Origin of the sequence: Collinsella sp. TF12-2AT (assembly GCF_003436735.1) — a bacterium.
GTDB lineage: Bacteria > Actinomycetota > Coriobacteriia > Coriobacteriales > Coriobacteriaceae > Collinsella.
In genome coordinates, this window is sequence record NZ_QSQK01000007.1 from 56708 (window position 1) to 83224 (window position 26517).

23 protein-coding genes are annotated in these 26517 nt (G+C 60.2%); 20 read left to right on the forward strand and 3 right to left on the reverse strand.

Going from position 1 to position 26517, the window contains the following annotated elements; genetic code table 11:
• Positions 1 to 342: 342 nt before the first annotated feature.
• From ppdK to DXD24_RS06140, 18 genes are all read left to right on the forward strand, one after another.
• Positions 343 to 3093 (forward strand): pyruvate, phosphate dikinase, encoded by a 2751-nt coding sequence (gene ppdK / locus DXD24_RS06055; RefSeq protein ID WP_117646386.1) that lies wholly within the window; start codon positions 343 to 345, stop codon positions 3091 to 3093.
• A 211-nt stretch (positions 3094 to 3304) separates the two neighbouring features.
• Entirely contained in the window at positions 3305 to 3646 is a 342-nt protein-coding gene (rplS, locus tag DXD24_RS06060; RefSeq protein ID WP_006236098.1) for a 50S ribosomal protein L19, read from the forward strand.
• Between the two features lie 93 nt (positions 3647 to 3739).
• Positions 3740 to 4528: a ribonuclease HII gene (locus DXD24_RS06065; RefSeq protein ID WP_117564259.1), complete on the forward strand. Its 789-nt coding sequence runs from the start codon at positions 3740 to 3742 to the stop codon at positions 4526 to 4528.
• Positions 4529 to 4717: 189 nt separating this feature from the next.
• Positions 4718 to 5203 carry a YraN family protein gene (locus DXD24_RS06070; protein WP_117564260.1) on the forward strand — a complete coding sequence of 162 codons (486 nt, stop codon included), beginning with the start codon at positions 4718 to 4720 and terminating at the stop codon, positions 5201 to 5203.
• Entirely contained in the window at positions 5203 to 6726 is a 1524-nt protein-coding gene (locus tag DXD24_RS06075; RefSeq protein ID WP_117564261.1) for a YifB family Mg chelatase-like AAA ATPase, read from the forward strand. Before DXD24_RS06070 ends, DXD24_RS06075 begins: the two co-directional genes overlap by 1 nt.
• On the forward strand, positions 6723 to 7658 hold the full coding sequence (locus DXD24_RS06080; protein WP_334202454.1) for a DNA-processing protein DprA: 936 nt from the start codon (positions 6723 to 6725) through the stop codon (positions 7656 to 7658). The genes DXD24_RS06075 and DXD24_RS06080 overlap by 4 nt, the downstream gene beginning before the upstream one ends.
• A 14-nt stretch (positions 7659 to 7672) precedes the next feature.
• Positions 7673 to 9010, forward strand: a complete 1338-nt coding sequence (gene trmFO / locus DXD24_RS06085; RefSeq protein WP_117564262.1) for a methylenetetrahydrofolate--tRNA-(uracil(54)-C(5))-methyltransferase (FADH(2)-oxidizing) TrmFO — start codon at positions 7673 to 7675, stop codon at positions 9008 to 9010.
• Positions 9011 to 9018: 8 nt separating this feature from the next.
• The gene (locus tag DXD24_RS06090; RefSeq protein WP_370446246.1) at positions 9019 to 9927 is read left to right on the forward strand and encodes a tyrosine recombinase XerC; all 909 of its coding nucleotides are present in this window, start codon (positions 9019 to 9021) and stop codon (positions 9925 to 9927) included.
• Positions 9928 to 10146: 219 nt separating this feature from the next.
• Entirely contained in the window at positions 10147 to 10875 is a 729-nt protein-coding gene (gene rpsB, locus DXD24_RS06095) for a 30S ribosomal protein S2 (RefSeq protein ID WP_006236109.1), read from the forward strand.
• A gap of 45 nt (positions 10876 to 10920) precedes the next feature.
• Positions 10921 to 11790, forward strand: coding sequence for a translation elongation factor Ts (gene tsf, locus DXD24_RS06100; RefSeq protein WP_022094736.1), 870 nt, complete (start codon positions 10921 to 10923; stop codon positions 11788 to 11790).
• Positions 11791 to 11907: 117 nt separating this feature from the next.
• Positions 11908 to 12630, forward strand: coding sequence for a UMP kinase (gene pyrH, locus DXD24_RS06105; RefSeq protein WP_040359955.1), 723 nt, complete (start codon positions 11908 to 11910; stop codon positions 12628 to 12630).
• Between the two features lie 2 nt (positions 12631 to 12632).
• Positions 12633 to 13169 (forward strand): ribosome recycling factor, encoded by a 537-nt coding sequence (gene frr, locus DXD24_RS06110; protein WP_006236112.1) that lies wholly within the window; start codon positions 12633 to 12635, stop codon positions 13167 to 13169.
• A 1-nt stretch (position 13170) separates the two neighbouring features.
• Positions 13171 to 13965, forward strand: a complete 795-nt coding sequence (locus DXD24_RS06115; RefSeq protein ID WP_117637242.1) for an isoprenyl transferase — start codon at positions 13171 to 13173, stop codon at positions 13963 to 13965.
• A gap of 2 nt (positions 13966 to 13967) precedes the next feature.
• Positions 13968 to 14882 (forward strand): phosphatidate cytidylyltransferase, encoded by a 915-nt coding sequence (locus tag DXD24_RS06120; protein ID WP_233502344.1) that lies wholly within the window; start codon positions 13968 to 13970, stop codon positions 14880 to 14882.
• The gene (gene dxr / locus DXD24_RS06125) at positions 14882 to 16069 is read left to right on the forward strand and encodes a 1-deoxy-D-xylulose-5-phosphate reductoisomerase (protein ID WP_117564265.1); all 1188 of its coding nucleotides are present in this window, start codon (positions 14882 to 14884) and stop codon (positions 16067 to 16069) included. Before DXD24_RS06120 ends, dxr begins: the two co-directional genes overlap by 1 nt.
• A gap of 25 nt (positions 16070 to 16094) precedes the next feature.
• Positions 16095 to 17456, forward strand: coding sequence for an RIP metalloprotease (locus tag DXD24_RS06130; RefSeq protein WP_117564266.1), 1362 nt, complete (start codon positions 16095 to 16097; stop codon positions 17454 to 17456).
• Positions 17457 to 17469: 13 nt separating this feature from the next.
• Complete coding sequence (gene ispG, locus DXD24_RS06135; RefSeq protein ID WP_117564267.1) at positions 17470 to 18552, forward strand: flavodoxin-dependent (E)-4-hydroxy-3-methylbut-2-enyl-diphosphate synthase; 1083 nt, start codon at positions 17470 to 17472, stop codon at positions 18550 to 18552.
• The gene (locus tag DXD24_RS06140; RefSeq protein WP_233502345.1) at positions 18553 to 20274 is read left to right on the forward strand and encodes a proline--tRNA ligase; all 1722 of its coding nucleotides are present in this window, start codon (positions 18553 to 18555) and stop codon (positions 20272 to 20274) included. It begins immediately after the preceding gene.
• Positions 20275 to 20446: 172 nt separating this feature from the next.
• Here DXD24_RS06140 and DXD24_RS06145 read toward each other — a convergent pair whose 3' ends face one another.
• Entirely contained in the window at positions 20447 to 21211 is a 765-nt protein-coding gene (locus DXD24_RS06145) for an aminoglycoside phosphotransferase family protein (protein ID WP_006236119.1), read from the reverse strand.
• An 88-nt stretch (positions 21212 to 21299) separates the two neighbouring features.
• Entirely contained in the window at positions 21300 to 23948 is a 2649-nt protein-coding gene (adhE, locus tag DXD24_RS06150; protein WP_055250041.1) for a bifunctional acetaldehyde-CoA/alcohol dehydrogenase, read from the reverse strand.
• Between the two features lie 331 nt (positions 23949 to 24279).
• Here adhE and DXD24_RS06155 point away from each other — a divergent pair, with 331 nt between their 5' ends.
• Positions 24280 to 25056: a transposase gene (locus tag DXD24_RS06155; protein WP_117564268.1), complete on the forward strand. Its 777-nt coding sequence runs from the start codon at positions 24280 to 24282 to the stop codon at positions 25054 to 25056.
• A gap of 232 nt (positions 25057 to 25288) precedes the next feature.
• Here the strand turns inward: DXD24_RS06155 and rpmB are convergent, their stop codons facing one another.
• Complete coding sequence (gene rpmB, locus DXD24_RS06160; RefSeq protein WP_022094725.1) at positions 25289 to 25477, reverse strand: 50S ribosomal protein L28; 189 nt, start codon at positions 25475 to 25477, stop codon at positions 25289 to 25291.
• Between the two features lie 451 nt (positions 25478 to 25928).
• Between rpmB and pyrR the strand changes: the two genes are divergently transcribed.
• The gene (gene pyrR, locus DXD24_RS06165) at positions 25929 to 26513 is read left to right on the forward strand and encodes a bifunctional pyr operon transcriptional regulator/uracil phosphoribosyltransferase PyrR (RefSeq protein ID WP_006236123.1); all 585 of its coding nucleotides are present in this window, start codon (positions 25929 to 25931) and stop codon (positions 26511 to 26513) included.
• Positions 26514 to 26517: the final 4 nt, after the last annotated feature.

Consider the following 26517-nt stretch of genomic DNA (forward strand, 5'->3'; position numbering starts at 1 on the left):
TTCTGTGATGATTTTTCTGGGACGGGGATTAAAAAATCATTAGGTACTCAATGATTTTTTAATCCCCGTCCCAGAAAAATCATCGGAGTGGCTAAATAGCCTGAATTGATAAAGCGATTTAGCAAAAACATCGCATCTGACCTGCAATCTTCTTGTAGTGGTATCTTCATAAGGTAACCAACTTTACCTACCGTTTACCGCTAGTTTTAGCACGTTTACCAAACCGCGCACCCTCTGCTCAAGCCTGCCCAAAACCCGCCGTATAGTTCCCTCACGGCCCGCATCCGGCGGGTCGATTCGTTACCACGGTCGTGCGCGTAAGCGCATGGAAGGGGAAGTATCGTGAGCGATTGCAAGAGGGTTTACCGTTTTGGAACCGACGCCCAGGGCACCTGTGTCACCGAGGGCGACAAGTCCATGAACTTCGTGCTTGGCGGCAAAGGCGCAAACCTTGCCGAGATGAGCCGCATCGGCCTGCCGGTTCCCGGTGGCTTTACCATTACCTGCCAGACTTGTGTCGAGTACTCCGGTGCCGGCAACGTGTGGCCCGAGGGCGCACTCGATGAGATCGTTGCCGCCGAGGCGGACCTCGAGGCCCGTTGTGGCAAGAAGCTCGGCGACGCCTCCGACCCGCTGCTCGTGTCGGTTCGCTCGGGCGCTCCGTTCTCCATGCCCGGTATGATGGACACAGTCCTCAACCTGGGCCTCAATGACGATTCCGTTCAGGGCCTTATCGCCCAGACGCAAAACCCGCGTTTTGCCTGGGATAGCTACCGCCGCTTTATCCAGATGTTCTCCAACGTCGTCATGGGCGTCGACGCCGACCTGTTCGAGAACGCTCTGACCCAGGCACGCTTGGTCGCCGGCGTTCGCGTCGATTCCGAGCTTTCGGCCGAGGACCTGCAGGGGCTCGTCGAGACCTTCAAGGGGATCTTCTCCGACAACGTCGAGGCCGCCCTGTACCCCGAGCTCGAGGTCGCTGACGGCAAGCCCGTCTTCCCGCACGACCCGGAGCTCCAGCTGCGTCTTGCCATCCAGGCCGTCTTTGGCAGCTGGATGAACGAGCGCGCCTGCATCTACCGCAAGCAGCATGGTATCTCCGGCGAACTCGGCACCGCCGTCAACGTTCAGGCTATGGCCTTTGGCAATAAGGGCGAGACCTCCGCGACCGGCGTCGCCTTCACGCGCAACCCGGCCGACGGCACCAAGGAGTTTTACGGCGACTTTCTGGTTAACGCCCAGGGCGAGGACGTCGTCGCCGGCATCCGCAATACCGAGCCCATCGCCGACCTCAAGACCACCCCGGGCCTCGAGTCTGCAGGTGAGGAGCTCGAGCGCGTGTTCCTGACCCTCGAGGATCATTATCGCGATATGTGCGATATCGAGTTCACCATCGAACAGGGCAAGCTCTGGATGCTCCAGACCCGCGTGGGCAAGCGTACCGCCACGGCCGCCCTGCGCATCGCCATCGAGATGGTCGAGGAGGGCCTGATCACGCGCGAGGAAGCCGTGGGGCGCATCGACCCCGCACAGCTCGATCAGCTCCTGCACCCGCAGTTCGATGCCTCCAAGAAGTATGAGGCACTTGCTACCGGCCTTAACGCCAGCCCCGGTGCCGCCGTGGGCGAGGTTGTGTTCTCGAGCGATGACGCCGTCGCGCGCGCCAACGAGGGTCACAAGGTTATCCTGGTTCGCTGGGAGACCAACCCCGACGATCTGAAGGGCATGGTCGCTGCCGAGGGCATCCTCACCAGCCATGGTGGCAAGACGAGCCACGCAGCCGTTATCGCCCGCGGCATGGGTACACCCTGCGTCTGCGGTGTCGAGCGCTTCCACATCGACGCCGCCGAGAAGGTCGTGCACATCGATGGCAGCGACCGCGTACTGCACGAGGGCGATGTCATCTCCATCGACGGCACCCAGGGCATCGTCGTCGACGGCGCGGTCGACCTGGTCTCTGCAGAGCTCACCGGCGATCTGGACACCATCCTGTCCTGGGCCGACGAGATTCGCCTGGACGAGACCTGTGGCCACGCCAACCATGTGCGCGTCAACGCCGACAACCCTGAGGATGCCGCACTCGCCCTCGAGTTTGGCGCCGAGGCCATCGGCCTGTGCCGCACCGAGCACATGTTCCTGGGCGATCGTAAGAACATCATCCAGAGCTTCATCCTGTCCGACGACGAGGCCGTGAAGCAGCAGGCCCTGGCCGACCTGCTCAAGGTCCAGACCGAGGACTTCCTAGCCATGTTCAAGACCATGTCCGGTCGCGATGTGGTCGTTCGCCTGCTTGATCCGCCGCTGCACGAGTTCCTGGATAATCCTCGCGAGCTCGAGGTCGCCATCACCAAGAAGGAGGCCGCCGGCGCTCCCGAGGAGGAGCTCACTGCCCTGCGCGCCCGCCTACGTCGCATTGACGGCATGGTCGAGTCCAACCCCATGCTGGGCTTGCGCGGCGTGCGCCTGTCCGTCGTCTTTAGCGATCTGCCTCTCATGCAGGTTCGCGCCGTCGCCACGGCTGCTGCCCGCCTTATCAAGGAGGGCGTCGACCCGCGCCCCGAGATCATGGTTCCGCTCGTCTCCATCACGGCCGAGCATGTTCAGACCCGCGAGGTCATTGAGCGCGTAATCGCCGAGGTTTCCGCTGAAGAGGGCGTTGAGCTCAACATTCCCGTGGGCACGATGCTCGAGCTGCCGCGCGCCTGCATGGTCGCCGACGAGATCGCCCATCACGCAGATTTCTTCTGCTTTGGCACCAACGACCTCACCCAGACGACCTTTGGCTTCTCGCGCGACGACGCCGAGGCCAAGTTCATCCCGCTGTACCTGCACAAGAAGATCCTGAAGGACAACCCCTTCGAGACCATCGATACGGCGGTGCTGGAGCTCGTGCGTATGGCCGTCGAAAAGGGTCGCGCCACCAACCCTGGCATGCACTTTGGCGTGTGCGGCGAGCACGGCGGCGACCCCAAGTCCATCAAGGGCCTGTTTAACGTGGCCGATGTGGACTATGTGTCCTGCTCGCCCTACCGCGTGCCCCTCGCGCGCCTAGCTGCCGCTCAGGCCAAGCTCGAGGCCAAGCGCAACGCCTAGCCCCCTTGCGCATCGACGCCTAGCGTAGCCCCCCTTCATGCCGCCCGTCTCATTCGTGAGACGGGCGGTTATCATGTGCGGGTTTTGTCTTTTTGTCTGCGCAAAAAATTGTTCTTGCAGCAGAAACCCGCGCGTGTATACTCGAATACGTTTGTTCAACTACGTGCCGGCCAAGGTGGTACGGCACCTCTAGAAGAGTAAGGAATTGCACATGGATTACATCCGCGCAATCGAGCGTCAGCAGATCCGCGAGGACATTCCTCAGGTTCGCGTCGCCGACAACGTCAAGGTTCACTACCGCATTAAGGAAGGCGACCGCGAGCGCATCCAGGTTTTCCAGGGCGACGTCATCCGCATGGCCGGCGCCGGTGCCCGCGAGACCTTCACCGTCCGCAAGATGTCCTTCGGTGTCGGTGTTGAGCGTACCTTCCCGCTTCACAGCCCCAAGATCGCCAAGCTCGAGGTCGTTCGTCATGGTCGCGTCCGTCGCGCCAAGCTGTACTACCTCCGCGACAAGGTGGGCAAGGCTGCTCGCATCCCCGAGAAGCGCTAAGAAGATCGCAGCGTCTGTCCACTCGTTTGGACACAAGGGTCACCTTCGGGTGGCCCTTCTTTTTATCTGATTTGCATGCAAGGAGGGCCTGGTATGGCCAACATGACGAGCTCGGTTTCGGCATCGCAGGTTGCTGGTGAGTTGGCGAGCGCTACGTTCGAGGAGATTCCCGCCCTCGTGGAGCATTATCGCGAGGACCCGCGCCAGCAGGTGATCAAGGCTTGTGAACGCGCCCTCAAACGCCATGACAAAGAGCTTGCCGAGCGCGAGCGCGTCAATGACATGTACGAGCTTATGCATCAGCTTGGCGGCGATGGGGTGGTCGTTGGTGTCGACGAGGTGGGCCGCGGATCGGTGGCCGGTCCTTTGACGGTATGCGCCGTCTGTCTTCCTATGGAGCCGCGCGTCTGGGGTATCAACGATTCCAAAAAGCTCACGCCCGCGCGCCGCGAGTTGCTCTCAGTGAAGATTGCCGAGGTGGCGACGGCGATCGGTTTTTGCCATATCGCGCCGAAGGATATCGATGAAATGGGCATGGCCCGTGCTATCCGTACTGCCGTTGCGGGCGCCGTGGCCGATACGGGACTTGAGCCCGACTGCGTCCTCATGGATGGTAACCCCTTGGGCGCCGTTCCTAACGAGCGCGATGTGGTGAAGGGCGATGCCAAAATCGCCTGCATCGCCGCGGCGTCCATCATGGCCAAGGTCACGCGTGACGAGATGATGGTCGAGTACGACGCCGAGTATCCCGAGTACCATCTGGCCGAGTCGAAGGGCTATGCAAGCCCCGAGCATATCGAGGCCATTCGCAAACATGGGCTTTGTCCACTGCACCGCGTGAGCTTTTGCGGAAACTTTCTGCAGACTGAGCGCCTTTTCTAGGTCAATTGTGGAGACAGGGACCTCTGGGGTTTTATAAACTTGCTGGTAACGGGCCGTATGCAACACCATTGCTGCGTACGGCCCGTTTTTTGACGGCATTTGGTCAGCTTTTGGTTTGCTTCCGGTACTTACCCGCATGAAAGGTGCCCTCATCATCGGGGCAATGCAGCGTGCGGGAAAGGAGACCCCATGAGTGCCGCAAGCAAAAAGAGCAAGACGCAGCAGCTCAAGGAGCGTTGGGAAAATGGCGAGCTCGACTGCGGGGCGATGACGCCCGAGTTTATCAAGGGGCTCAGTCCCCGCGAGCTGGGCATGCTGGGCGAGCTGATCGCAATCGATTACTTTAACGAGCGCGGCTACACCTTGCTGGAGCAGGGTTATCGTTGCTCCGAGGGCGAGGCCGATCTGGTGCTGCTCGATGAGCTCGACGATGTCGTGGTGATGGCCGAGGTCAAGACCAGACGCGTTGCGCTGGATTGCAGCACGCGGGTCTTTCCCGAGGAGGCTGTGGACGCCCGAAAGCAACGCCGCTATCGCCGCATCGCAAGTTGCTATCTCATGGAACATTATCCGCTCAAGGCGATTCGCTTCGATGCCGTGGGTGTCACCATTCGCGGTGGGCATATCGCCGAGATCGGGCATCAGTACAACGCGTTCGATTGGCAGGTGTCGTGATGGCGTTCGAGACGTTTGCCGTTCACGCGGCCTGCATCCGTGGCGTCGAGGCGATTCACGTCACGGTCGAGGTCTCGCTTGCCGGCGGCGTTCCGGGCATTCAGATGCTCGGCATTCCGAGTATGGAGGTGATGGAGTCACGCGGTCGTATTCGCTGCGCGATGCGCTCCGCCGGGTTTGAAATCCCGCGCTCGGGCATTACGGTCAATCTGGCGCCTGGCGATATTCGCAAGACCGGTAGCGGCTTTGATCTGCCCATCGCCATCGCGGTATTGGCGGCCGATGGTCAGATTCCCCGCGACAACCTCGATCGTTGTCTTATCGCAGGTGAGCTTGGCTTGGACGGTACGGTGCTTCCTGTCAAGGGCGAGGTGGCGTTTCAGCTATTGGCGCGTGATATGGGGCTGTCTTTTATCGCCGGCAGGTCAGACCAGCATGTGCCACTCGCGGGCGTGGATTGTGGATTCATCGATCATTTGTCTCAGCTTGCCCATGGCATGGGCGATGCCGCGCGGCACTACTTGGATTCTGAAGTGCTCGAGGCGACCTTTGAGCCCGAGCTCGACTATGCCGACGTACTGGGGCAGGAGGTCGCCAAGCGCGGCATGGCGCTTGCGGCGGCAGGAGAACTCGGCTTGCTCATGATCGGGTCCCCGGGATCGGGCAAGACGATGCTCGCGCGTCGTATGACCGGCATCCTGCCCGAGCTTTCCGTTGAGGATCAACAGGAGGCGCTGTGCATCCATTCGGTTTTGGGTGAGAACATTGATGGCTTGTTGGCGGGGCACCGGCCCTTCCGCAGTCCCCATCACAGTATTTCGACCGCAGGTCTTATCGGCGGTGGGCGCCCGGTGCATCCGGGTGAGATCAGCCTGGCTCATGGCGGCGTGCTCTTTTTGGACGAGCTTGCCGAGTTTCCCACGAGTGTGCTGCAGACGCTGCGTCAGCCCATCGAGCGCGGCTATGTGAGGATCGTGCGCGTCGACGGGGCCTTTACCTTCCCGTCGCGCTTTCAGCTGCTGGCTGCGAGCAATCCCTGTCCCTGCGGCTTTTTGGGCGACCGTGAGGTGCCATGCCGCTGCTCGGCGGCGATGGTCGAGCGCTATCGGTCAAAGCTGCGCGGTCCTTTGGCCGACCGTATCGACATGATGATCGATGTGACCCGTCCCGACCCTCAGGTGATTATCGAGGGTGCGGAGGGTATGTCGTCTGCCGAGTTACGTGACTACGTTGTGCGCGGTCGCGCTTTTCGCGCTTGGCGCGAATCCCGTATGGACGATGCGGATGCCGAGGCCGAGGATGACGAGACACGGTCCATTGACGGCGTCGTTTCGACCTTTGAGCTCGATGATGCGGCGGAGAAGTGTGTGCTCGGCCTGTCGAAGCGCACGCATCTCACGGGCCGCGGCATCGTGCGCCTGGTGCGTATCGCGCGTACCATCGCCGACGTCGCCGAGAGCGAGCAAGTGACGCAGGACCACGTGCTCGAGGCGGCGATGTACCAGGGAAGGAGGGACCAATGATGGCCGAGGGGACCTTCGAGCTGCATCCAGGTGACGCGTTGTATCCCGAGACCGTTTTGGAGCTTTCTGATGTACCCCAGACACTCTATGTGCGCGGCAACCCCGAGGTGCTTTCGACGCCCGCGCTCTCCATCATCGGCGCGCGCAAGGCCTCTCCGTATGGTCTTGCCGTGGCAGAGCTTGCGGCAAAGGTTGCGGTCGAGGCGGGCGTGACGGTAGTTTCGGGCGGCGCGGTCGGTTGTGACCAGGCCTCGGGTTGGGCTGCGGTCAATGCCGGCGGCAAACACGTCGTGGTGCTGGGGACGGGCGCCGACGTGGTCTACCCGCGTTCGAGCGCGGGGCTTATTACGCGCACGCTCGATACGGGTGGCGCGGTCGTGTCGATCTCTCCGTGGGGCATGGGTCCGCGCAAGTTTGCCTTTCCGCGCCGCAATCGCGTAATCGCGGCCCTGTCGCAAGCCCTCTTTGTATCCGAGGCGGGTATGCCTTCCGGGACGTTTTCTACAGCCGAGGCTGCTATGGATTTGGGGCGAGAACTTCTTGCCGTGCCAGGGTCGATCCTATCGCCCGAGTCGCGTGGCACGAATTACCTCATTGCGAACGGTGCCTGCTGCATCATCGACGAGGAATCTATCGAGATGGCTATTTCACGCATCTACGGCACCCTGCGCTACTCGCGCCCCGATGCTCCCGGCATTGCCGACCTGGATCAAACACAGCAGACCGTGATGCATGCGCTCATCGCCTCTCCGCTCAAGGTCGACGACATCGCGGCGCTCGTCTCGCTCGATGCCGTCGGCGTACTCAAACTCCTGGGTTCGCTTGAGCTCGAGGGTCTTATCGAGCGCATGATGGATGGAAGGTATGCGCCCTCCAAGTTTGCCCTTCACGCTCAGACACCCTTCGGTCACAATGGAAAACATGTCAATTAGAAAGGTGTTTGCAGATGCTGTTTGATCAGGTGACGGTTATCGGTGGCGGTCTGGCGGGTTCGGAGTGCGCGATTCAGCTTGCAGATCGCGGGTTCGCCGTAAAGCTGTGCGAGATGCGCCCCCAGGTTAGCTCCCCGGCCCACCATACCGATCACCTGGCAGAGCTCGTCTGTTCCAATTCGTTTAAGTCGACCCGTCCGGATTCCGCGGCTGGTTTGCTGAAGGCCGAGCTTGAGCGCATGGGTTCAGTCCTGCTCGATTGCGCCCATCGCGCGGCTGTTCCCGCCGGCGGTGCCCTGGCGGTCGACCGCGTCAAGTTTTCCGAGCTTGTCGAGGCCGAGGTTGCCGCCCGTCCCAATATCGAGATCATTCACGGCGAGGTCACGCAGATTCCCGAAGGTCACGTGGTCATTGCCGCCGGCCCCTTGTGCTCGCCGGCGCTGAGCGAAGAGGTCATGAAGCTCGTCGGTGGCAACGCCCTTGCGTTCTTCGATGCCGCGGCGCCGATCGTCGATGCCTCCACGCTCGATATGGACGTGCTGTTCTCGCAGTCGCGCTACGAGGAGCAGGGGAGCGGCGACTATCTCAACGCTCCGCTCAACAAGGAGGAGTACGAGGTCTTTATCGAGGCGCTTACCACGGCCGACCGCGTGGTGCTCAAGGACTTTGAGGGCGGCGATCTGTTCCAGGCCTGCCAGCCTGCCGAGGAAGTTGCGCGCACCGGCAAGGACGCCATTCGCTTTGGCGCCATGAAGCCCGTCGGCCTCACCGATCCGCGAACCGGTCGTCGTCCCTGGGCGGCGATTCAGCTGCGTGCCGAGAATAAGGAGAAGACCGCCTATAACCTGGTGGGCTTCCAGACCAACTTGACCTTTGGCGAGCAGAAGCGCGTCTTCCATATGGTGCCGGGCCTGGAGAACGCTGAGTTCTTCCGCTACGGTGTCATGCACCGCAATACCTTTGTCGACGCCCCGCACGTGCTCGATGGCACCTTTGCCGTGCCCGGTACCGGCGTGCGCCTGGCCGGTCAGATCACCGGCACCGAGGGGTACATGGAAGCCGTGGCGACCGGTCTGCTCGCGGCGCTCAACACCTATGCCGAGGCTATCGGTGTCGCGGGCGTCGAGTTGCCGCGCGTGGGCGCCCTGGGTGCGCTCGTGGGCTATGCGACCGATCCTGCCACCGTGGGCTATCAACCTATGCATGTCAACTTTGGCCTGGTGCCGCCACTCGAGGATGGTAAGCGCCGCAGCAAGCGCGACCGCTACCAGGCCTATGCGGACCGTGCGCTCGAGGCCCTTGATGCCTATCTGGCCACTCGTCCTGATCTGTTTGGAGGCGACCGGTCATAGCCTTTGACCTGTACGACACCGTCGACTCGTTTATCGCCTATATCGCACGTGTCGAGGGGCTTTCTCCCAATACGGTGACGGCCTATGGCTCGAGGCTGGAGCGCTTTGCTGCCTGGTGCGAGCGCGAGGATATCGATGCTTTCGCTGCCGACGTGCGCACCATTCGTCGCTATCTTGCCGAGCTTTCGCGTGAGCAGGTGGCTCCCCGAACGCTTGCGGCGCATCTGTCGGCTATCCGATCGCTCTATCGATGGATGGCTGCCGAGGGGGTCGTGGAGGGCGATGCAGTCTCGGCGATCGCATCGCCCAAGCTGCCGCGTGACCTGCCGGGCGTCCTTACGACCAAGCAGGTCGAGGCGCTGCTCAAGACGCCTGATACCTCAACACCCGCGGGACTGCGCGATGCGGCGATGCTCGAGCTGCTCTATGCCTCGGGCGCCCGTATCTCTGAGCTCGCAGCACTCAATGTGGAGTCCATTGCGTGGTCCGAACGCACGCTGCGCCTGTGGGGCAAGGGGAGCAAAGAACGTATCGTCCCTCTGTATCGTCGTGCGCTCGAGGCGACGCGTCTCTATATTGAGGAGGGGAGGCCGGAGTTGCTCGCTCAGGCAAAGCGTCGTGACCCCGTTACCGGGCCGCATCCGCTGCTTATATCGGCGCGCGGTAATCGCATGAGTGCCGCCATGCTCAGGCGGCGGTTTCATACGCTGGCGACGCTCGCCGGCATGCCTGCCGACATCGCCCCGCATGCGATGCGCCATACCTTTGCGACCGACTTGCTCGAGGGCGGTGCGGACCTGCGCTCGGTTCAAGAGCTGCTGGGCCATGCGAGCCTGTCCACGACGCAGATCTACACGCATCTCACACCCGATCGGCTTAAGCGGGCTGTGGCTCAAGCCCATCCCCGCGGCGAATAGTGGCTGGGACGTCCCGCGCCGCGCTCAGGTGTGTGGTTTTGATTGCGGGTTGGCAGGAAGATGCATTCCTGCTATCATTCATCGGGTTGCTTCACGGCAACAGGTTTTTATCACGCACGCGCGGCTACTTCATACCGTGGTGCCCGGGCTTTGGTAGCACATGTCCGGGTTGGTTTTGGAGGATGACCCCGCGCGGAGGCAAACCACAGGAGGTTTAACATGGCTACCAAGATTAATATCCGCACCCTGCTCGAGGCCGGCTGCCACTTCGGTCACCAGACCCGTCGCTGGAACCCCAAGATGAAGCCGTTCATCTTCGGTGAGCGCAACGGCATCTACATCCTCGACCTCAAGCAGACCATCCTCGACGCCGATCAGGCCTACACCTTCGTCAAGAACGTCGCCAAGGGCGGCAATGTGCTGTTCGTCGGCACCAAGAAGCAGGCTCAGGAGGCCGTCAAGAACGCTGCTGAGCGCGCCAACATGCCTTACATCAACCAGCGTTGGCTCGGCGGTATGCTGACCAACTTCGTCACCATCCGCTCCCGCATCAACCGCATGGAGGAGCTCGAGGCCATGGTCGAGGACGGCCGCATGGCAGTGCTCCCCAAGAAGGAGCAGGCTGTGCTCGGCAAGGAGCTCACCAAGCTCCAGACCAACCTCGGTGGTGCCCGCGACATGAAGGGTCTGCCCCAGGCTCTCTTCGTCATCGACACCAAGCGCGAGGAGAACGCCATCAAGGAGGCTCAGCGCCTGAACATCCCCGTCGTCGCTCTGATCGACACCAACTCCGATCCCGACGAGGTCGAGTACGGCATCCCCTGCAACGATGACGCTATCTCTGCTGTCACCCTTATGTGCGAGCTCATGGCTGACGCCTGCCTCGCTGGCTCCGGCAAGGAGCAGGTCTCCGAGGCCGAGATGGCCGCTGAGCCCAAGGCCGAGTAAATCAGTCTTAGTTAATTCTTTTTCATCTCTTTGAAAGGAACCACAATGGCCCAGATTACCGCCGCTATGGTCAAGCAGCTCCGCGAGATGACCGACTCCCCGATGATGGAGTGCAAGAAGGCTCTCGTCGAGGCTGACGGCGACATGGACGCCGCTGTCGACGTTCTGCGTAAGAACGGTCTTGCCAAGGCTGCCAAGAAGGCTGGCCGTGAGACCAACGAGGGCGCTGTCGCCGCGTTCGTCTCCGAGGATGGCAAGACCGGTGCTCTGCTCGAGCTCTCCTGCGAGACCGACTTCGTTGGCTCCAACGCCAAGTTCACCGGCTTTGCTTCTAAGGTCGCTGAGGTTGTCGCTACCACCGAGCCTGCTGACGTCGACGCTCTGCTCGAGAAGCCGATGGGCGAGGAGACCGTTTCCTCCGAGCTCACCGAGATGATTCACATCATGGGCGAGAACATGAAGATCTCCCGCTTCGCTGCCCGCAAGGCCGAGAACGGCGCGCTCGCTTCTTACATCCACATGGGTGGTAAGATCGGCGTCCTCGTCGAGTTCGCCTTCGAGAAGGCCGAGACCGCTCAGGCTGAGTCCTTCAAGACCTTCGCTCACGACGTTGCCCTTCAGGTTGCCGCCGTCGCCCCGATCTGCGCTACCCGCGATCAGGTTCCGGCCGAGACCGTCGAGCACGAGAAGCAGATCTACATGGCCCAGGCTGCCGAGTCCGGCAAGCCCGAGGCTATCCAGGAGAAGATGGCTGTTGGCCGTCTGGAGAAGTTCTACAAGCAGTCCGTGCTCACCGAGCAGGAGTTCATCAAGGACAGCTCCCTCACCATCAAGAAGTACGCTGAGCAGGTCTCCAAGGAGCTCGGCGACACCATTACCGTCGTTGCCTTTGACCGTCTGGTCCGTGGCGAGTAAATAAGCTCTTGTAGCTGGTAATGAGCAGGCTGTGGGTTTTACTCACAGCCTGCTTTTTCATGGCTCTTATCAGAGCCTTTGATATCATATTGAGAGTCTAATTAAAGGAGGATCGCTTTGTCCGACATCCGATATAAACGAGTGCTTCTTAAGCTTTCCGGCGAAGCGCTGATGGGCGACGGCCAATATGGCATCGACCCCAAGGTTACCGATCATCTTGCCAAGCAGGTCAAGGAGCTGCTCGCCGTTGGCCATGAGGTCGGCGTCGTTGTCGGCGGCGGCAATATTTTCCGCGGCATGGCAGGCGCTGCCGGTGGCATGGAGCGTGCTCAGGCCGACTACATGGGCATGCTCGCGACCGTTATGAACGCGCTCGCCCTGCAGGATGCTTTCGAGCATAACGACGTTCCCTGCCGTGTGATGAGCGCTATCCAGATGAACGAGATCTGCGAGCCCTATATTCGCCGTCGCGCCATCAACCACCTTTCCAAGGGCAACGTCGTTATTTTTGCCGCCGGTTCGGGCAATCCGTACTTTACGACCGACACCGCCGCGGCTCTTCGTGCGTGCGAGATCGGCGCCGAGATTCTGATTAAAGCCACCAAGGTTGACGGCATCTACGACAAGGATCCCGTCAAGTGCGCCGATGCCGTCCGTTTTGACAAGATTACCTATCACGAGGTTCTCGTTCGCGGTCTGCAGGTTATGGATTCCACAGCTACGGCCCTGTGCCAGGATAACCGTATGCCTATTTTGGTCCTCAACATCGATGGCGAGGACACCGTCAAGCGCGCGCTCGCGGGTGAGCCCGTCGGCACGCTCGTCTATCAGGAGGATTAAGCATGGCAGAGAACATCACCGCCCATATGGACAAGTCGCTCGAGTCCCTCAAGCATAACTTCTCCAAGGTCCGTACCGGTCGTGCCAACGCCAACATTCTGTCCGACATCACCGTCGATTATTACGGTGTCCCCACGCCGGTCACGCAGGTTGCCGCCGTCAAGACCCCCGAGGCTCACATGCTGCTCATCGAGCCGTGGGATAAGGCGCTCATCAATGCTATCGTCAAGGCCATCGGCGCTTCCGATCTGGGTATTACCCCCAACTCCGATGGCACCGTCGTTCGTCTTCCGTTCCCGGCTCCCACTGAGGAGCGCCGTCGCGAGCTCGTCAAGGAGTGCCGCGAGTACGCCGAGCAGGCCAAGGTGTCTATCCGTAACATCCGTCGCGACTTCAACAACAAGCTCGAGCGCGATGAGGAGCTCACCGAGGACGACGTACGTCGCGAGCAGGCCAAGGTCCAGAAGCATACCGATGAGTATGTCGCCAAGGTCGAGGAGCTTCTGAAGGAAAAAGAAGCCGAGGTCATGGAGATCTAAGGTGCAATACGACGAGCATAAACTGGTCGAGTACTTTGCCGACGCCCCTGCGGGCGTCGGTTTTTCCGACCTTGACCTCAATAACATTCCGCACCATATCTCGTGCATCATGGACGGCAACGGTCGTTGGGCCACGTCGCGCGGTCTTGCACGCACCGAGGGCCACAAGGCGGGTATCGTCTCGCTGCGCGAGATCATTACCGCCTGCGTGCGCCTGGGTGTCGACGTGCTTTCGGCCTATGCATTTTCGACCGAAAACTGGAATCGACCGCAGCACGAAGTCAACGTTCTGATGCACCTGTTTGCCAAGACGTTTATCGACGAGCTGCCGCTTCTGAAGCGCGAAAATGTGCGCGTAGTCTTTTTGGGTGACATTTCCGCGCTGCCCAAGAAGACTCGCGACGTTTTTGAGCGCGGTCTTGCCGAGTGCGCCGATCACACCGGTATGACGCTGGCGCTTGCCGTCAACTACGGCGCGCGTGCCGAGATTACCCGCGCTGTCCGTCAGATCGCATCCGACGCTGCCGCCGGTAAGATCGATCCTGCCGCAATTGATGACGACATGGTGGCTTCCCACCTCTATACCGCCGGTCTTCCCGATCCCGAACTTGTGATTCGCACCTCTGGTGAGCTGCGCCTTTCGAACTATCTGCTGTGGCAGGTGGCTTATTCCGAATTCTACGTCACCGATACCTATTGGCCCGACTTTGATCGTTGGGGCCTTGTCGACGCCATTTTGGCCTATCAGGGCCGTGACCGTAGGTTTGGTGGACTGAGCAAGACCGAGGAGGCTTAATCGTGTCCGATCGTCCCAAGGCATCTGCTCCCAAGACGCCAGTTTCCGCGGCGCCTGCGCGCAAGGCTGCCACTGCGGGAGCGCCTGCAGCGAAGAGCGGCACCGGTTCGTGGCTGGCGGGCTTTATTACCCGTGCCGCCGCCGGTATCGTCTACGCCGTTGTCTTTATCCTGTGCCTGGTTTTGGGTATCGTGCCCACGGCCATCTTTGTTTCTGTCATGAGCGGTCTGTGCTGCTATGAGTTTTTCCGTATGACAAGGCTCGATGGCAAGATGGCTAACGAACGCATGGGTATCGCTGCCGCCGTACTCTTTCCGCTGTCGGCGTTGGGCGATTCGATGTTGCTGAATGCCCTGCTTTTTGCCTTGATGCTCGCTGTGGGCATTTGGTATGTCTGGTCGCCGCGTACCCGCATCTCTGATGTGGCCGTGACGCTCATGGGTCCCATCTACACTGGCTTTATGCTGTCGGCTATCGTGCTGCTGCGCGATGCCGTGCCCGGTTTTGCCGGCGCCCTGCTTTCAGTGGGCGTTTGCGCGTCCCTTTGGGTCTCCGATTCGTTTGCCTACATCGTGGGCAGCCGTATCGGCAAGCACAAGATGGTTCCCAAGATCTCCCCCAAAAAGAGCTGGGAGGGGTTTGCCGGCGGCATCTTGGGCTCGGTTTTGATTTGGCTCATCCTGTGGGCGACGCACTTCTACAAGCTCAGCCTGCCCTATGCGCTGCTATGCGGCGTGGTCGTGTCCATTCTGGGCGTTATCGGCGACCTTATCGAGTCGCGCATCAAGCGCGGTGTGGGCGTCAAGGATTCCGGCAACCTTATCCCGGGCCACGGCGGAATGCTCGATCGTAGCGATTCGCTTATCTTCGGTTGCATCACCGCACAGCTGTTGCTGATGATCGGAGGCGTGCTGTAATGTCCTTCCAGACGACGTATGGCCCCGATGGACGCCTTCGCGTTGCCATCCTGGGTTGTACGGGCTCTATCGGCACCCAGGCGCTCGATGTGTGCCGCCAGCATGCCGATCGCCTGCAGGTGACGGCGCTGTCCGTTAATTCCAGCACCTCGGAGCTCGTTGCCGCTGCCCGCGAGTTCTCGGTTCCGGCGGTTGCCGTTGCCGATGTCGCTCATGGCGATGACGCCGTGCTGCAGGAGTTGCCCGAGGGCACACAGCTCGGCGTTGGCGCGCAGGCGGTTTGCGAGCTCGCGCGTCGCGACGATGTCGACTGCGTGCTCGTCGCTATTGTGGGCGCCGCCGGTCTCGAGGCGAGCCATGCGGCCTTGACCTCGAATAAGCGCCTTGCCCTTGCCAACAAGGAGTCCCTCGTCGTCGGTGGCGACTTGCTTATGCCGTTGGCGCAACCGGGCCAGCTTATTCCGGTCGACTCTGAGCATTCCGCCATCTACCAGTGCTATCTGGGGGAGAACCCGCGCGAGGCCCACTGCATTTGGCTCACCTGCTCGGGTGGTCCGTTCTTTGGCCGCACGCGCGACGAGCTCGATCGCGTGACGCGTGCCGATGCCCTCGCGCATCCCACGTGGGCCATGGGTGCCAAGATCACCATTGACTCCGCCACCCTCATGAACAAGGGCCTGGAGCGCATTGAGGCCATGCATCTGTTTAACTGCGACCTCGATTTCATTAACGTGGTCGTGCAGCGTCAGTCCAAGATTCACTCTATGGTCGAGTTCGCCGACGGCTCCGTGATGGCGCATCTCGGTGCATCCGACATGCGTATTCCCATCCAGTTCGCGTTCTCGTATCCCGAGCGTTGGGATACTCCGGCGCCTCGTATCGATTTCCGCGAGCTGGGGCAGCTCACGTTTGATGCTGCCGACATGGATACCTTCCGCTGTCTGGCACTGGCCGAGCGTGCCGGCAAGACGGGTGGCACCATGCCGTGCGTGCTCAATGCCGCCAACGAGGTCGCCGTCGATGCCTTCCTGCACGATGGCTGCAGCTTTACCGATATCGATCGCATTGTGGAATCCTGCATGGACGCCCACGATATGCAGGTGGTCGATTCGTTTGAGCAGCTTCGCGACATCGATGCGTGGGCGCGTGAAAAGGCTGCGCAGGTGCTCGCCGCAACCCGTTCCTAACCCATAAGGATTGCTTTTTCGTTTTATGGATACTGTTCTGAGCGTTCTCTCATCGGTCTTTTGGGGCCTGCTGATGCTTTCCGTCCTCGTGTTTTTGCACGAGGGCGGCCACTTTTTGGCGGCGCGTGCCTGCGGCGTCCGTGTGACCGAGTTCTTTTTGGGTCTGCCGTGCCGCTTTGACATCCATTACACGTCGCGTCGCATTGGAACCAAGTTTGGCGTGACCCCGCTGCTGCTGGGTGGCTACGCTGCCATCTGCGGTATGGATCCGACCGATGTTTCGTGCGCCGACCGCGTGCTCGCGGCTATCTATCGTCATGGTCGCGTGACCGTGGCCGACCTTGCTGTCGAGCTCGAGCTTTCCGAGGAGGATGTGCTCGAGGCATGCGCCCTTTTGCTGGGCTGGGGCTCCATCGCGCCCTGGTATGAGGAAGGGGAGAAGCCCTCGCCGAGCTACTATCCCACCAAATATCAGACGTTGCCGCGAGACAAGGCAGGCTATACCACCTTTGATGGTCGCCGTTTCGATCGCGAACATGCGACTGCCGAGGGCGATGTGTGGGAGCTGCCGTGCGGCGAGGCCGAGTTCCTTGCGCAAGAGCGCTCGCACACCTATCTTGGCCAAGGCTTTCTCAAGCGCGCCTTTATGCTGCTCGCGGGCATTATCGTCAATATCTTGACGGGTTTTTTGCTCCTTATGAGCATCTATTCCATTGCGGGTGTCACCGTGCCGATGGATACCAACGTGATCGGTCAGGTTGACGAGGGGTCTATTGCCGCCAAGGCGGGTATCGAGGGCGGTGACGCGATCCTTTCGGTTGACGGTGTCTCATGTTCCACTTGGATGGATGTCTACGATGCCATCGGCAAGGCTGCCGGTAAGGACGATATCGCCATCGAGTACGAGCGTGACGGCAAGCAGCATTCGACCACGGTTGCGCTCAAAGAGGACGAGCGCCTAGGTGTGTATGCCTCTACGCAGGTGGTCCGTTTAGACCCCATCACGTCGGCTCGCCTGTCGTTCTCCTATGTCGTGCAGACAGCGGATGGCGTGATGCGCCTGCTCCAGCCGCAGCATACGATGGAGATTCTCGATCAGTCTTCTTCGATCGTGGGTATTAGCGTTATGTCCTCACAGGCCGCTGCTGCCGGCCCTGCCACGTTCCTTTCCTTTGCCGCCCTCATTTCGTTCTCGCTTGGCTTTATGAACCTGCTGCCCATCCCACCACTCGATGGCGGCAAGCTGGTCATCGAGATCATTCAAAAGATTGCGGGCCGCGAGCTGCCGCTCAAAGTGCAGACAATCGTCAGCTATGTCGGCATCGCGCTCTTTGCACTGCTGTTTGTCTATATGCTTCGTTCCGACATCCTTCGATTTATTCTGTAGGGGAGTGTTTGGATTGTCTTTATCCCATCCTTTGCCTCGCGAGTTGACGCGCCCCGTGCATGTGGGCGGCGTGCAGATCGGTGGTGGCGCTCCGGTCGTGGTTCAGTCTATGACCTGCACCGATACTGCTGATGCCCAGGCAACGCTTGCGCAAGTGTGCGCGTTGGCGCAGGCTGGCTGCGATATCGTGCGCGTGAGCGTGCCTACCGAGGCTGCGCTCGAGGGCTTTCGCACGATTTGTGCCGAGTCTCCGGTGCCAATCGTCGCCGATATCCATTTTAACCATAAGCTTGCCATTGGCGCTGTCGAGGCTGGTGCCTCTAAGCTGCGCATCAACCCCGGCAATATCGGCGATTGGGCTAAGGTCGATGCCGTCATCGATGCCGCGGGTGCCGCGGGCTGCGCGATTCGCATTGGCGTGAACGCGGGCTCGCTTGAGCAAGATATTGCCGAGCGCGACGACCTCACGCAGCCCGAAAAGCTCGTGATGTCGAGCGAACGCTTTGTGCGGCACTTTGAGGACCGTGGGTTTACCAACATCGTGCTATCCGCCAAGGCCCATAGCGTACAGACGACACTTGATACCTATCGCGCCCTGTCGCGCGAGATACCGCATGTTCCGCTCCACCTGGGCGTGACGGAGGCGGGGACCAAGCTTCAGGGCACCATCAAGAGCTCTGTAGGCTTGGGTATCTTGCTTTCCGAAGGCATCGGTGACACCATGCGTGTGTCGCTCACGGCCGATCCGGTTGAGGAGCCGCCGGTCGCCTGGGGAATTCTACAGTCGCTGGGCCTGCGTCGCCGTGGTCCCGAGATTGTCTCGTGCCCCACGTGCGCCCGCTGCCAGGTTAACCTGATTCCCATCGCCGAGGAGGTCACCGAGCGGCTTAAGAACTATTCCGCGCCGCTTTCGATCGCCGTGATGGGATGTGCGGTCAACGGCCCCGGAGAGGCATCTGACGCCGACCTGGGTGTTGCCTGCGGACGTGGTCAGGGTCTGCTCTTTTCGCATGGCCAGATCATTGGTAAAGTAGCTGAGGATCAAATTGTCGACGCGCTTATGGCCGAGGTCGACAAACTTATTGAGGAGAAATAAATGACCCGAGCAATGTATATGTCTAAGCTCTATGCGCCGACGCTCAAAGAGGATCCGGCGGATGCCGAGCTAGCGAGCCACCGTCTGCTGCTTCGCGCTGGCATGATCCGCAAGGAGGCCGCCGGCCTGTATTCCTATCTGCCGCTCGCTTGGCGCTCGATCCGCAAGATCGAGAACATCGTGCGCGACGAGATGGATGCCGCCGGTGCTCAGGAGCTCATGATGCCCATCATGGTCGATGCCGAGCTGTGGCGTGAGTCCGGCCGTATCGATGCCTATGGCAAGGAGCTTGTGCGCTTTGATGACCGCCACGGCCGCGAGTTTGTGCTCGGACCCACGCACGAGGAGACCGTGACTGCCCTGGTGCGCAATGAGTTGCGTTCCTACAAGCAGCTGCCAGTGAACCTCTATCACATCCAGGATAAGTTCCGCGACGAGTTCCGTCCCCGTTTTGGCCTGATGCGCGGTCGCGAGTTCATCATGAAGGACGCCTACAGCTTCTCTGCTACGCAGGAGAGCCTGCAGGGGGAGTACGACAAGATGAAGCAGGCCTATGCCAACATTTGCGAGCGCTGCTACATCAAGGCTCTGCCCGTTGTCGCCGACTCCGGCGAGATCGGTGGCGATACCTCCGTCGAGTACATGGCTTTGGCCGACGCTGGCGAGGCTTCGCTCGTCTACTGCGACGATTGCGGCTTCGCTGCCGACGATGAGGCCGCAAGCACCAAGGTCGTTGTGACCGAGGGTCCTGGCGACGGTACGCTTACCAAGGTCGAGACTCCGGGCATGGGCACCATCGAGGCCGTTGCAAAGTTCTTCGGCTTCCCCGAGAACGGCACGCGCAAGTCTCTGGCACTCCTCGACGCCGAGGGCAAGCCCGTCGTGGCCATTGTTCCGGGCGACCACGAGCTCAACGATTGCAAGGCCGAGCATGTCTTTGGCAAGGGCTATCGCATGATGACTGATGAGGAGCTCCAGACCTACGGTCTGCATAAGGGCTTTATCGGACCGGTTAACCTGCCCGAGGGCATTCGCCTGGTGTGCGACGAGAGCCTGCGCGAGTCCAAGCAGTGGGCCTGCGGTGCCAACGAGGTCGATTATCACTTTACCGGTGCCTGCCCCGAGCGCGACTTTACCGTCGACGAGTGGGCCGACCTGGTAACCGTCGTTGCCGGCGATCCCTGCCCGCACTGCGGCAAGCCGCTCTCTGCTGCTCGCGGCATCGAGGTCTCGCAGGTCTTCCAGCTGGGTACCAAGTATTCCGAGGCCATGGGCGCCACCTTTATGGACGAGGACGGCAAGGAGAAGCCGCTTATCATGGGTTGCTACGGCGTTGGTGTGTCCCGCTCGCTTGCTGCCGTCGTGGAGCAGCACAACGACGAACACGGCATCGTCTGGCCGGTCTCCGTTGCCCCGTACGAGGTCGCGGTGATTCCGCTCGATCCCAAGAAGGAGGAGTGCGCTAACGTTTGCGACCAAATCGTCGAGGGCCTGTGCGCCGAGGGTATCGAGGTTGTCGTCGATGACCGTGACGAGCGTCCTGGCTTTAAGTTTGCCGATAACGACCTCATGGGCTTCCCGTATCAGGTCGTGCTTGGCAAGCGTGGCCTCAAGAATGGTACTGTGGAGCTCAAGGACCGTGCCACGGGCGAGCGTGAGGACGTGGCGATCGACGAGGTCGTCGCCAAGATTGCCGAGCTTGTTAAGGCGGCCCGCCGTTAATCGACGTTTCTGCTATTAGATGTAATTGCGGGGCTGCTCCGTATCTCTCTTAGGATGAGATGCGGAGCAGTCTATTTTGTTGGAATAAACTCGATGGGTAAAGAAAACCCCACAGCCTATATGAGCTGCGGGGTTTTCTTGTGCCTCCGATGCGAAATAAATCGCTCAGATATTACTGATAATCGACGACGTCGATCCAGTTCTTCAGGAACTCATCGTTCACGTTGCGCTTACGAGCGAGCTCGGAAGCGGCGACGATGCTCGTCCACTGACGCACGACCTGCATGGGCATATCGGCGCGGTCGCAGTAGAGCTCCAAGTAGGCCTCAGCCTGGTCCTTGCTGTTGAGGGCGAAGAGCAGGTAGGTGGTGGCAACGTCGGCAGCAGGGGAGCCCTGGGTGGCGTGTGCCCAGTCGCACACATAGAGCTGGCCGTCGTCGCCGACGATGACGTTGGAGGGGTTGAAGTCGCCGTGGCAGACCTTGAACTCCTTGGTCATGCCGTCCAGACGCTCCTGAAGGTTGTAGCGCGTGGTGGCATTGAGCTGATCAAGGCTGTCGATCATGCGGGCGAACTTGTCGCGCTGACGGTTGAGCAGCGGGGAGGTATAGCCGTGGATCTCGATCTGGAGGTCGACGAACATCTCGAGATACTCACCAAAGCGCTGGGGCTCAGCAGTCATCTTCTCGGCAAGGGTGGTGCCCGGAACCTTCTCGGTCACGAGCGCCCAGCCGTTGGCGTTCTCGAGCTGGGAAACCTCGAGAGCCTTGGGGCTGCGGATGCCGCACTCATTGATGCGGGCAAGATTCAAAGCCTCGTTGAACACGTCGGAGACAGGCTTGGTCTCGTTAAAGACCTTGACGATCTTGTCGCCCAGGTCGTAAACGACCTTGTTGCCACGGCGGACGAGCTCGGTCTTGGAATCGGGTAGCAGCATGGTTGCATCCTTTCAACGATGCGATAGAAGCGACGGCGGGGATGTGTGAAACACCCGTGCACCCCCGCCGTTAAAAACCGTGCTAAAACTAGCAGACGGCGTAGTCCTGAGGCTCGCGGCCGTAGTAGGCGTCCAGGTAGAGCTCCTTGATCTCGCTCATGAGCGGGTAGCGCGGGTTTGCGCCGGTGCACTGGTCGTTGAATGCCTGCTCGGTCATCTCGTCGAGGGTGTCGAGGAAGTACTGCTCGTCAACACCGTAGTCGGCGATGGTCTTCTTGACGCCGATGAAGTCCTTGAGCTCCTCGAGCTTCGTGATGAAGTTCTCGAAGACCTCCTTGTCGTCCTTGCCCTCGATGCCGCAGTACTTGGCCATCTCGGCGTAGTTGTGCAGCGCGTTGGGGTAAGGATACTGGGAGAAGGTACCCATCTTGACGGGAGCCTCGGCGGCGTTGTAGCGCATAACGCGGGTCAGGATGACGGCGTTGGCGAGGCCGTGGGGCAGGTGATGGAAGGCGCCGAGCTTGTGAGCCATGGAGTGGTTGAGGCCCAGGAAGGCGTTGGCGAAGGCCATGCCGGCCATGCAAGAGGCGTTGTGCATCTCCTCGCGGGCATGCGGGTCCTTGGCGCCGTTCGTGAAGCTGGAGGGCAGGTTCTCGAAGACGAGCTTAGCAGCGCGCTCGGAGAGGCCCTTGGTGTAGTCGGAAGCCATGATGGAGACGTAGGACTCGATGGCGTGGGTCATGACGTCGATGCCGGAGGCAGCGGTCAGGCCGCGCGGGGCGGTCATGCAGTTGTCGGCGTCGACGATAGCCATGTTGGGGAGCAGCGCGTAGTCGGCGAGCGGCCACTTGATGCCGGTCTCCTTGTCGGTGATGATGGCGAACGGCGTGCACTCGGAGCCGGTACCCGAAGAGGTCGGGACGGCGACGAAGTAGGCCTTCTTGCCCATCTCGGGGAAAGTGAAGATACGCTTGCGGATGTCCATGAAGTCCATGGCCATGTCCTCAAACTTGCACTCGGGGTGCTCGTACATCATCCACATGATCTTGCCGGCGTCCATAGCGGAGCCACCGCCGACGGCGATGATGACGTCCGGCTCAAAGAGAGCCATCTGCTTGGCGCCGCGACGTGCGCACTGCAGCGACGGATCGGGCTCGACGTCGTAGAAGCAGTCGTGGGCGATGCCCATCTCGTCGAGCTTGGCCTCGATGGCGCGGGTGTTGCCATTCTTGAAGAGGAACTGGTCGGTGACGATGAAGGCGCGCTTCTTGCCCATGACGGTACCGAGCTCGTCGAGGGCGACGGGCGTGGAACCCTTCTTGAAGTAGACCTTCTCGGGAGCGCGGAACCACAGCATGTTCTCACGGCGCTCGGCCACAGTCTTAACGTTGATCAAGTGCTTCACCCCAACGTTCTCGGAGACGGAGTTGCCGCCCCAGGAGCCGCAGCCCAGGGTCAGAGACGGCTTCATGCCAAAGTTGTACAGGTCACCGATGCCGCCGTGCGAGGACGGGGTGTTGATGACGATACGGCAGGCCTTCATGACGTGCTCGAACAGGCTGATCTTCTCGGCCTGGGCGGGGTGCACGTACAGAGAGGCGGTGTGGCCCGGGCCACCGGCGAGCACCAGGTGCTCGGCCTTGTCGACGGCCTCCTGGAAGTCCTTGGCGTGATACATGGCCAGGACCGGGGAGAGCTTCTCGTGGGAGAACTCCTCCTTGGCGGGGTCGGTGGAGGTGACCTCGGCGATCAGGATCTTGGTCTTGGCGGGAACCTCGATGCCGGCGAGCTCAGCGATCTTGGCAGCAGCCATGCCGGGGATGCGGTGATCGAGGGCGCCATTCTTGAACATGGCGGCACGCAGTGCCTCCATCTCGGCACCCTGCTTGACGAAGTAGCAGCCGCGCTTCTGGAACTCGGCCTTAACCTGGTCATAGATGGTGTCGATGACGGTCACAGACTGCTCGGAAGCGCAGATCATGCCGTTGTCGAAGGTCTTGGAGTGGATGATGGAGTTGACGGCGAGCAGCACGTCGGCGGTGTCGTCGATGACGACCGGGGTGTTACCGGCGCCAACGCCCAGGGCAGGCTTGCCCGAGGAGTAGGCGGCCTTGACCATGCCCGGGCCACCGGTGGCGAGGATGATGTCGACGTCGCGCATGACCATGTTGGTCAGCTCGATGGAGGGGACATCGACCCAGCCGATGATGCCCTCGGGGGCGCCGGCCTTGACGGCGGCGTCAAGTACGAGCTTGGCGGCGGCGATGGTGCACTTGGCGGCAGCCGGGTGCGGGGAGATGATGATGGCGTTGCGGGTCTTCAGACTGATCAGCGTCTTGAAGATCGCGGTGGAGGTGGGGTTGGTCGTCGGGATGACGGCGCCCACGATGCCGATGGGCTCAGCGATCTTGGTGATGCCGTAGGCCTCGTCGCGCTCCAGAACGCCACAGGTCTTGGTGTTCTTGTAAGCGTTGTAGATGTACTCTGCGGCGTAGTGGTTCTTGATGACCTTGTCCTCAAGAACGCCGCGGCCGGTCTCCTCGATGGCCATCTTCGCCAACGGGATACGAGCCTTGTTGGCGGCCATGGCGGCCTCATAGAAGATCTTGTCGACCTGCTCCTGCGTGTACGTAGCAAAAAGCGCCTGGGCCTCTCGCATCTGAGCGAGCTTAGCCTCAAGCGCCTCTACGTTGTCCACAATTGCGGGAGTAGTGTTTTCCGGTGACTTTTTCACCATTTGTGTCTCCTTGCGATCGGAGATTTACCCTACGTCTTGCATGATAGCAAGAAATAATTCGGTAAACGGTAAGATTCCCGTAAAAGGCACACTAAAACGCTTCAATAAAATGAAGCGTTTTAACTAAAACTATCTGATAGTGCATCGCCCCGCTCATTGGGGACAGACTTACATGAGTGGTTTCACTCATTTGGGACAGACATCGATTTGCGATTTTGTCGTTTTGGGCCTGTTTTTGTTGCTGATTGGATATAAATAGGTCAAAGGCTCAGCATTTCGCGTTCCTTCTCTCCTTTTAGGTGTTGCCTGTACGGCTTTGAAAGGAGAGACCATGCCCCGATGCGCCCGCGAAATTTCGCTCACCGGCTATTACCACGTCTTTGACCGCGGTAACTCCAAACAGATCATTTTTGAAGATGATTCCGACCGCTATCGTTTCCTATCGGACATATCGGACAGGTTTGCGTGCCATGACGTGGCGGTGTTGGCCTGGTGTCTTATGGACAACCACTTCCATTTGATGGTTGATGACCCATATGACAACCTTTCAAAGGCAATGCAGTGCGCGCTGACGGCGTATGCCAAGTATTTCAATGGGAAAACGGGAAGAACGGGCCATCTGTTTGACAATCGCTATTCGCGGGTCGCGGTTGAGTCGGACACGCAGGCAGTGCAGCTGCTCGACTATATTCATCTCAATCCCGTGAAGGGTGCGCTTGACTCGCTCGAGGCGTACCGCTGGTCAAGCTATAAGGCGTATCAGCTGGGCTATGATCCCTTTGACATCTGTGATGCGGCCCCTATGCTTGATGTTGTCGGAGGCTCCCGTCGCTATTGCGAGCATCTCAAGAAAGTTGCCGGGCGCATCTGGTCAGTGGAGGTTCTTCCGCGCCGGCGGATCCCCGATGAGGAGGCCCTTTTCGTTGCACGCGAAGTCCTGACGAGCATAGATCCTGCGTTGCTCAAGGCCCTGCCACGCCCCGAACGCGATGCCTGCCTGCTGAGGCTCAGGCGGGCACATCTCACGGTCAAGCAAATTGCCCGTATCACCGGTATCGGCGCCACAAGCGTGACCAAGGCTACTGCAGGCTGGAAGGATGCAGCGTGAGATAGGGGCCGGAGCCGATCGGGACGCCGCATGCGTGCGTCATGTCTGTCCCCAATGCGTGAAAACACTCATGTAAGTCTGTCCCCAATGAGTGCATTTTCACTCTGGTTTTGCATTCCTGGATAGATAGAAAAGAAACCGCCTTCTCAAAAGAAAGCGGTTTCTTATAGTTCTATATGAACGCGAGGTCTTTGACCCGGAGAGTCCGAGGTACTTGTTGGTAAGACCTTATTTAGGAGCGCGCAACCTTGCCAGACTTGAGGCAGGTGGAGCAAACGTTCATCTTGCGACGGTGACCATCGACGACGACGTAGACGCGCTGGATGTTGGGGCGGAACTTACGGTTGGTGACGCGGTGAGAGTGGCTGATGGAGCGACCGGCAACGGGGTGCTTACCGCAAACTTCGCAAACTTTGGACATAACTGACCCTCCTTGGGCGACAAACGAACATGTCGCGTTAACAAACAAGCTTGAACTATAGCACAGAAGTCGCTCCCTGTGCGCAATCTACACAGAGATATTCCTCTTTTGGCGATAGTGCCCACGCTACGGCCCTGGACGTAGATCCGATTTGCGTGCAGCAGAGGGGATTATGCCAGCTCGTGCGTGTGTTTTCAAGCTCGTCCCACAAATATATATAGGTTTATGGAGCATTGGGCTCCGTTTACGGATTGTTCTGTATTTATGCTCGCAATTAAGCTCGAGGTTGGCTACACTATCCCTTGACCATTAAAGGGGTACGAGATACCCACATGGAATTACATAGCTGCCAAAGAGCAGCCCTTCCTGTGGGTGTCTGGTCCGCTTTAAGCGGTCGGGCATCTATTTTTTTGACTGTGTCAGCAGTCAAGACATGTGAGGAAGGAGATCGATGGGCACGACTTCCCCCAAGGCGGTCATCATGGACGAGACCGCCGTCAATCGAGCGATGACCCGCATCGCGCACGAGATTCTCGAGCGCAACGAGGGCTGTGAAGACCTCGCTCTGGTCGGCATCGTCACGCGCGGCGACCTTCTGGCAAAGAAGCTCGCCGAGGAGATCAAGGAGATCGAGGGCGTCGACGTTCCGCTCGGCAGCCTGGACATCAGCTTCTACCGCGATGACTATGCGACCAATTTCGCTCCCGCGATCCACGCTACCAACATTCCCTTCAGCGTCGACGGCAAGCGCGTCGTGCTGGTGGACGACATCCTGTATACGGGCCGTACTATCCGCGCCGCTCTGGATGCCGTCATGGACCTGGGCCGTCCGAGCCGCATCGAGCTGGCAGTTCTCGTTGACCGCGGTCACCGTGAGCTCCCCATCTCGCCGGACTTTGTCGGCAAGAACGTTCCCTCGTCGCATGAGGAGAACGTGCACCTATATATGAAGGAAGTCGACGGCCACACCGCCGTCGAGATTAACGACGTCGCGCCGGGTTCCCACGTGGGCTCCGCGCCGCTGGGAGGTGAGTAGTACC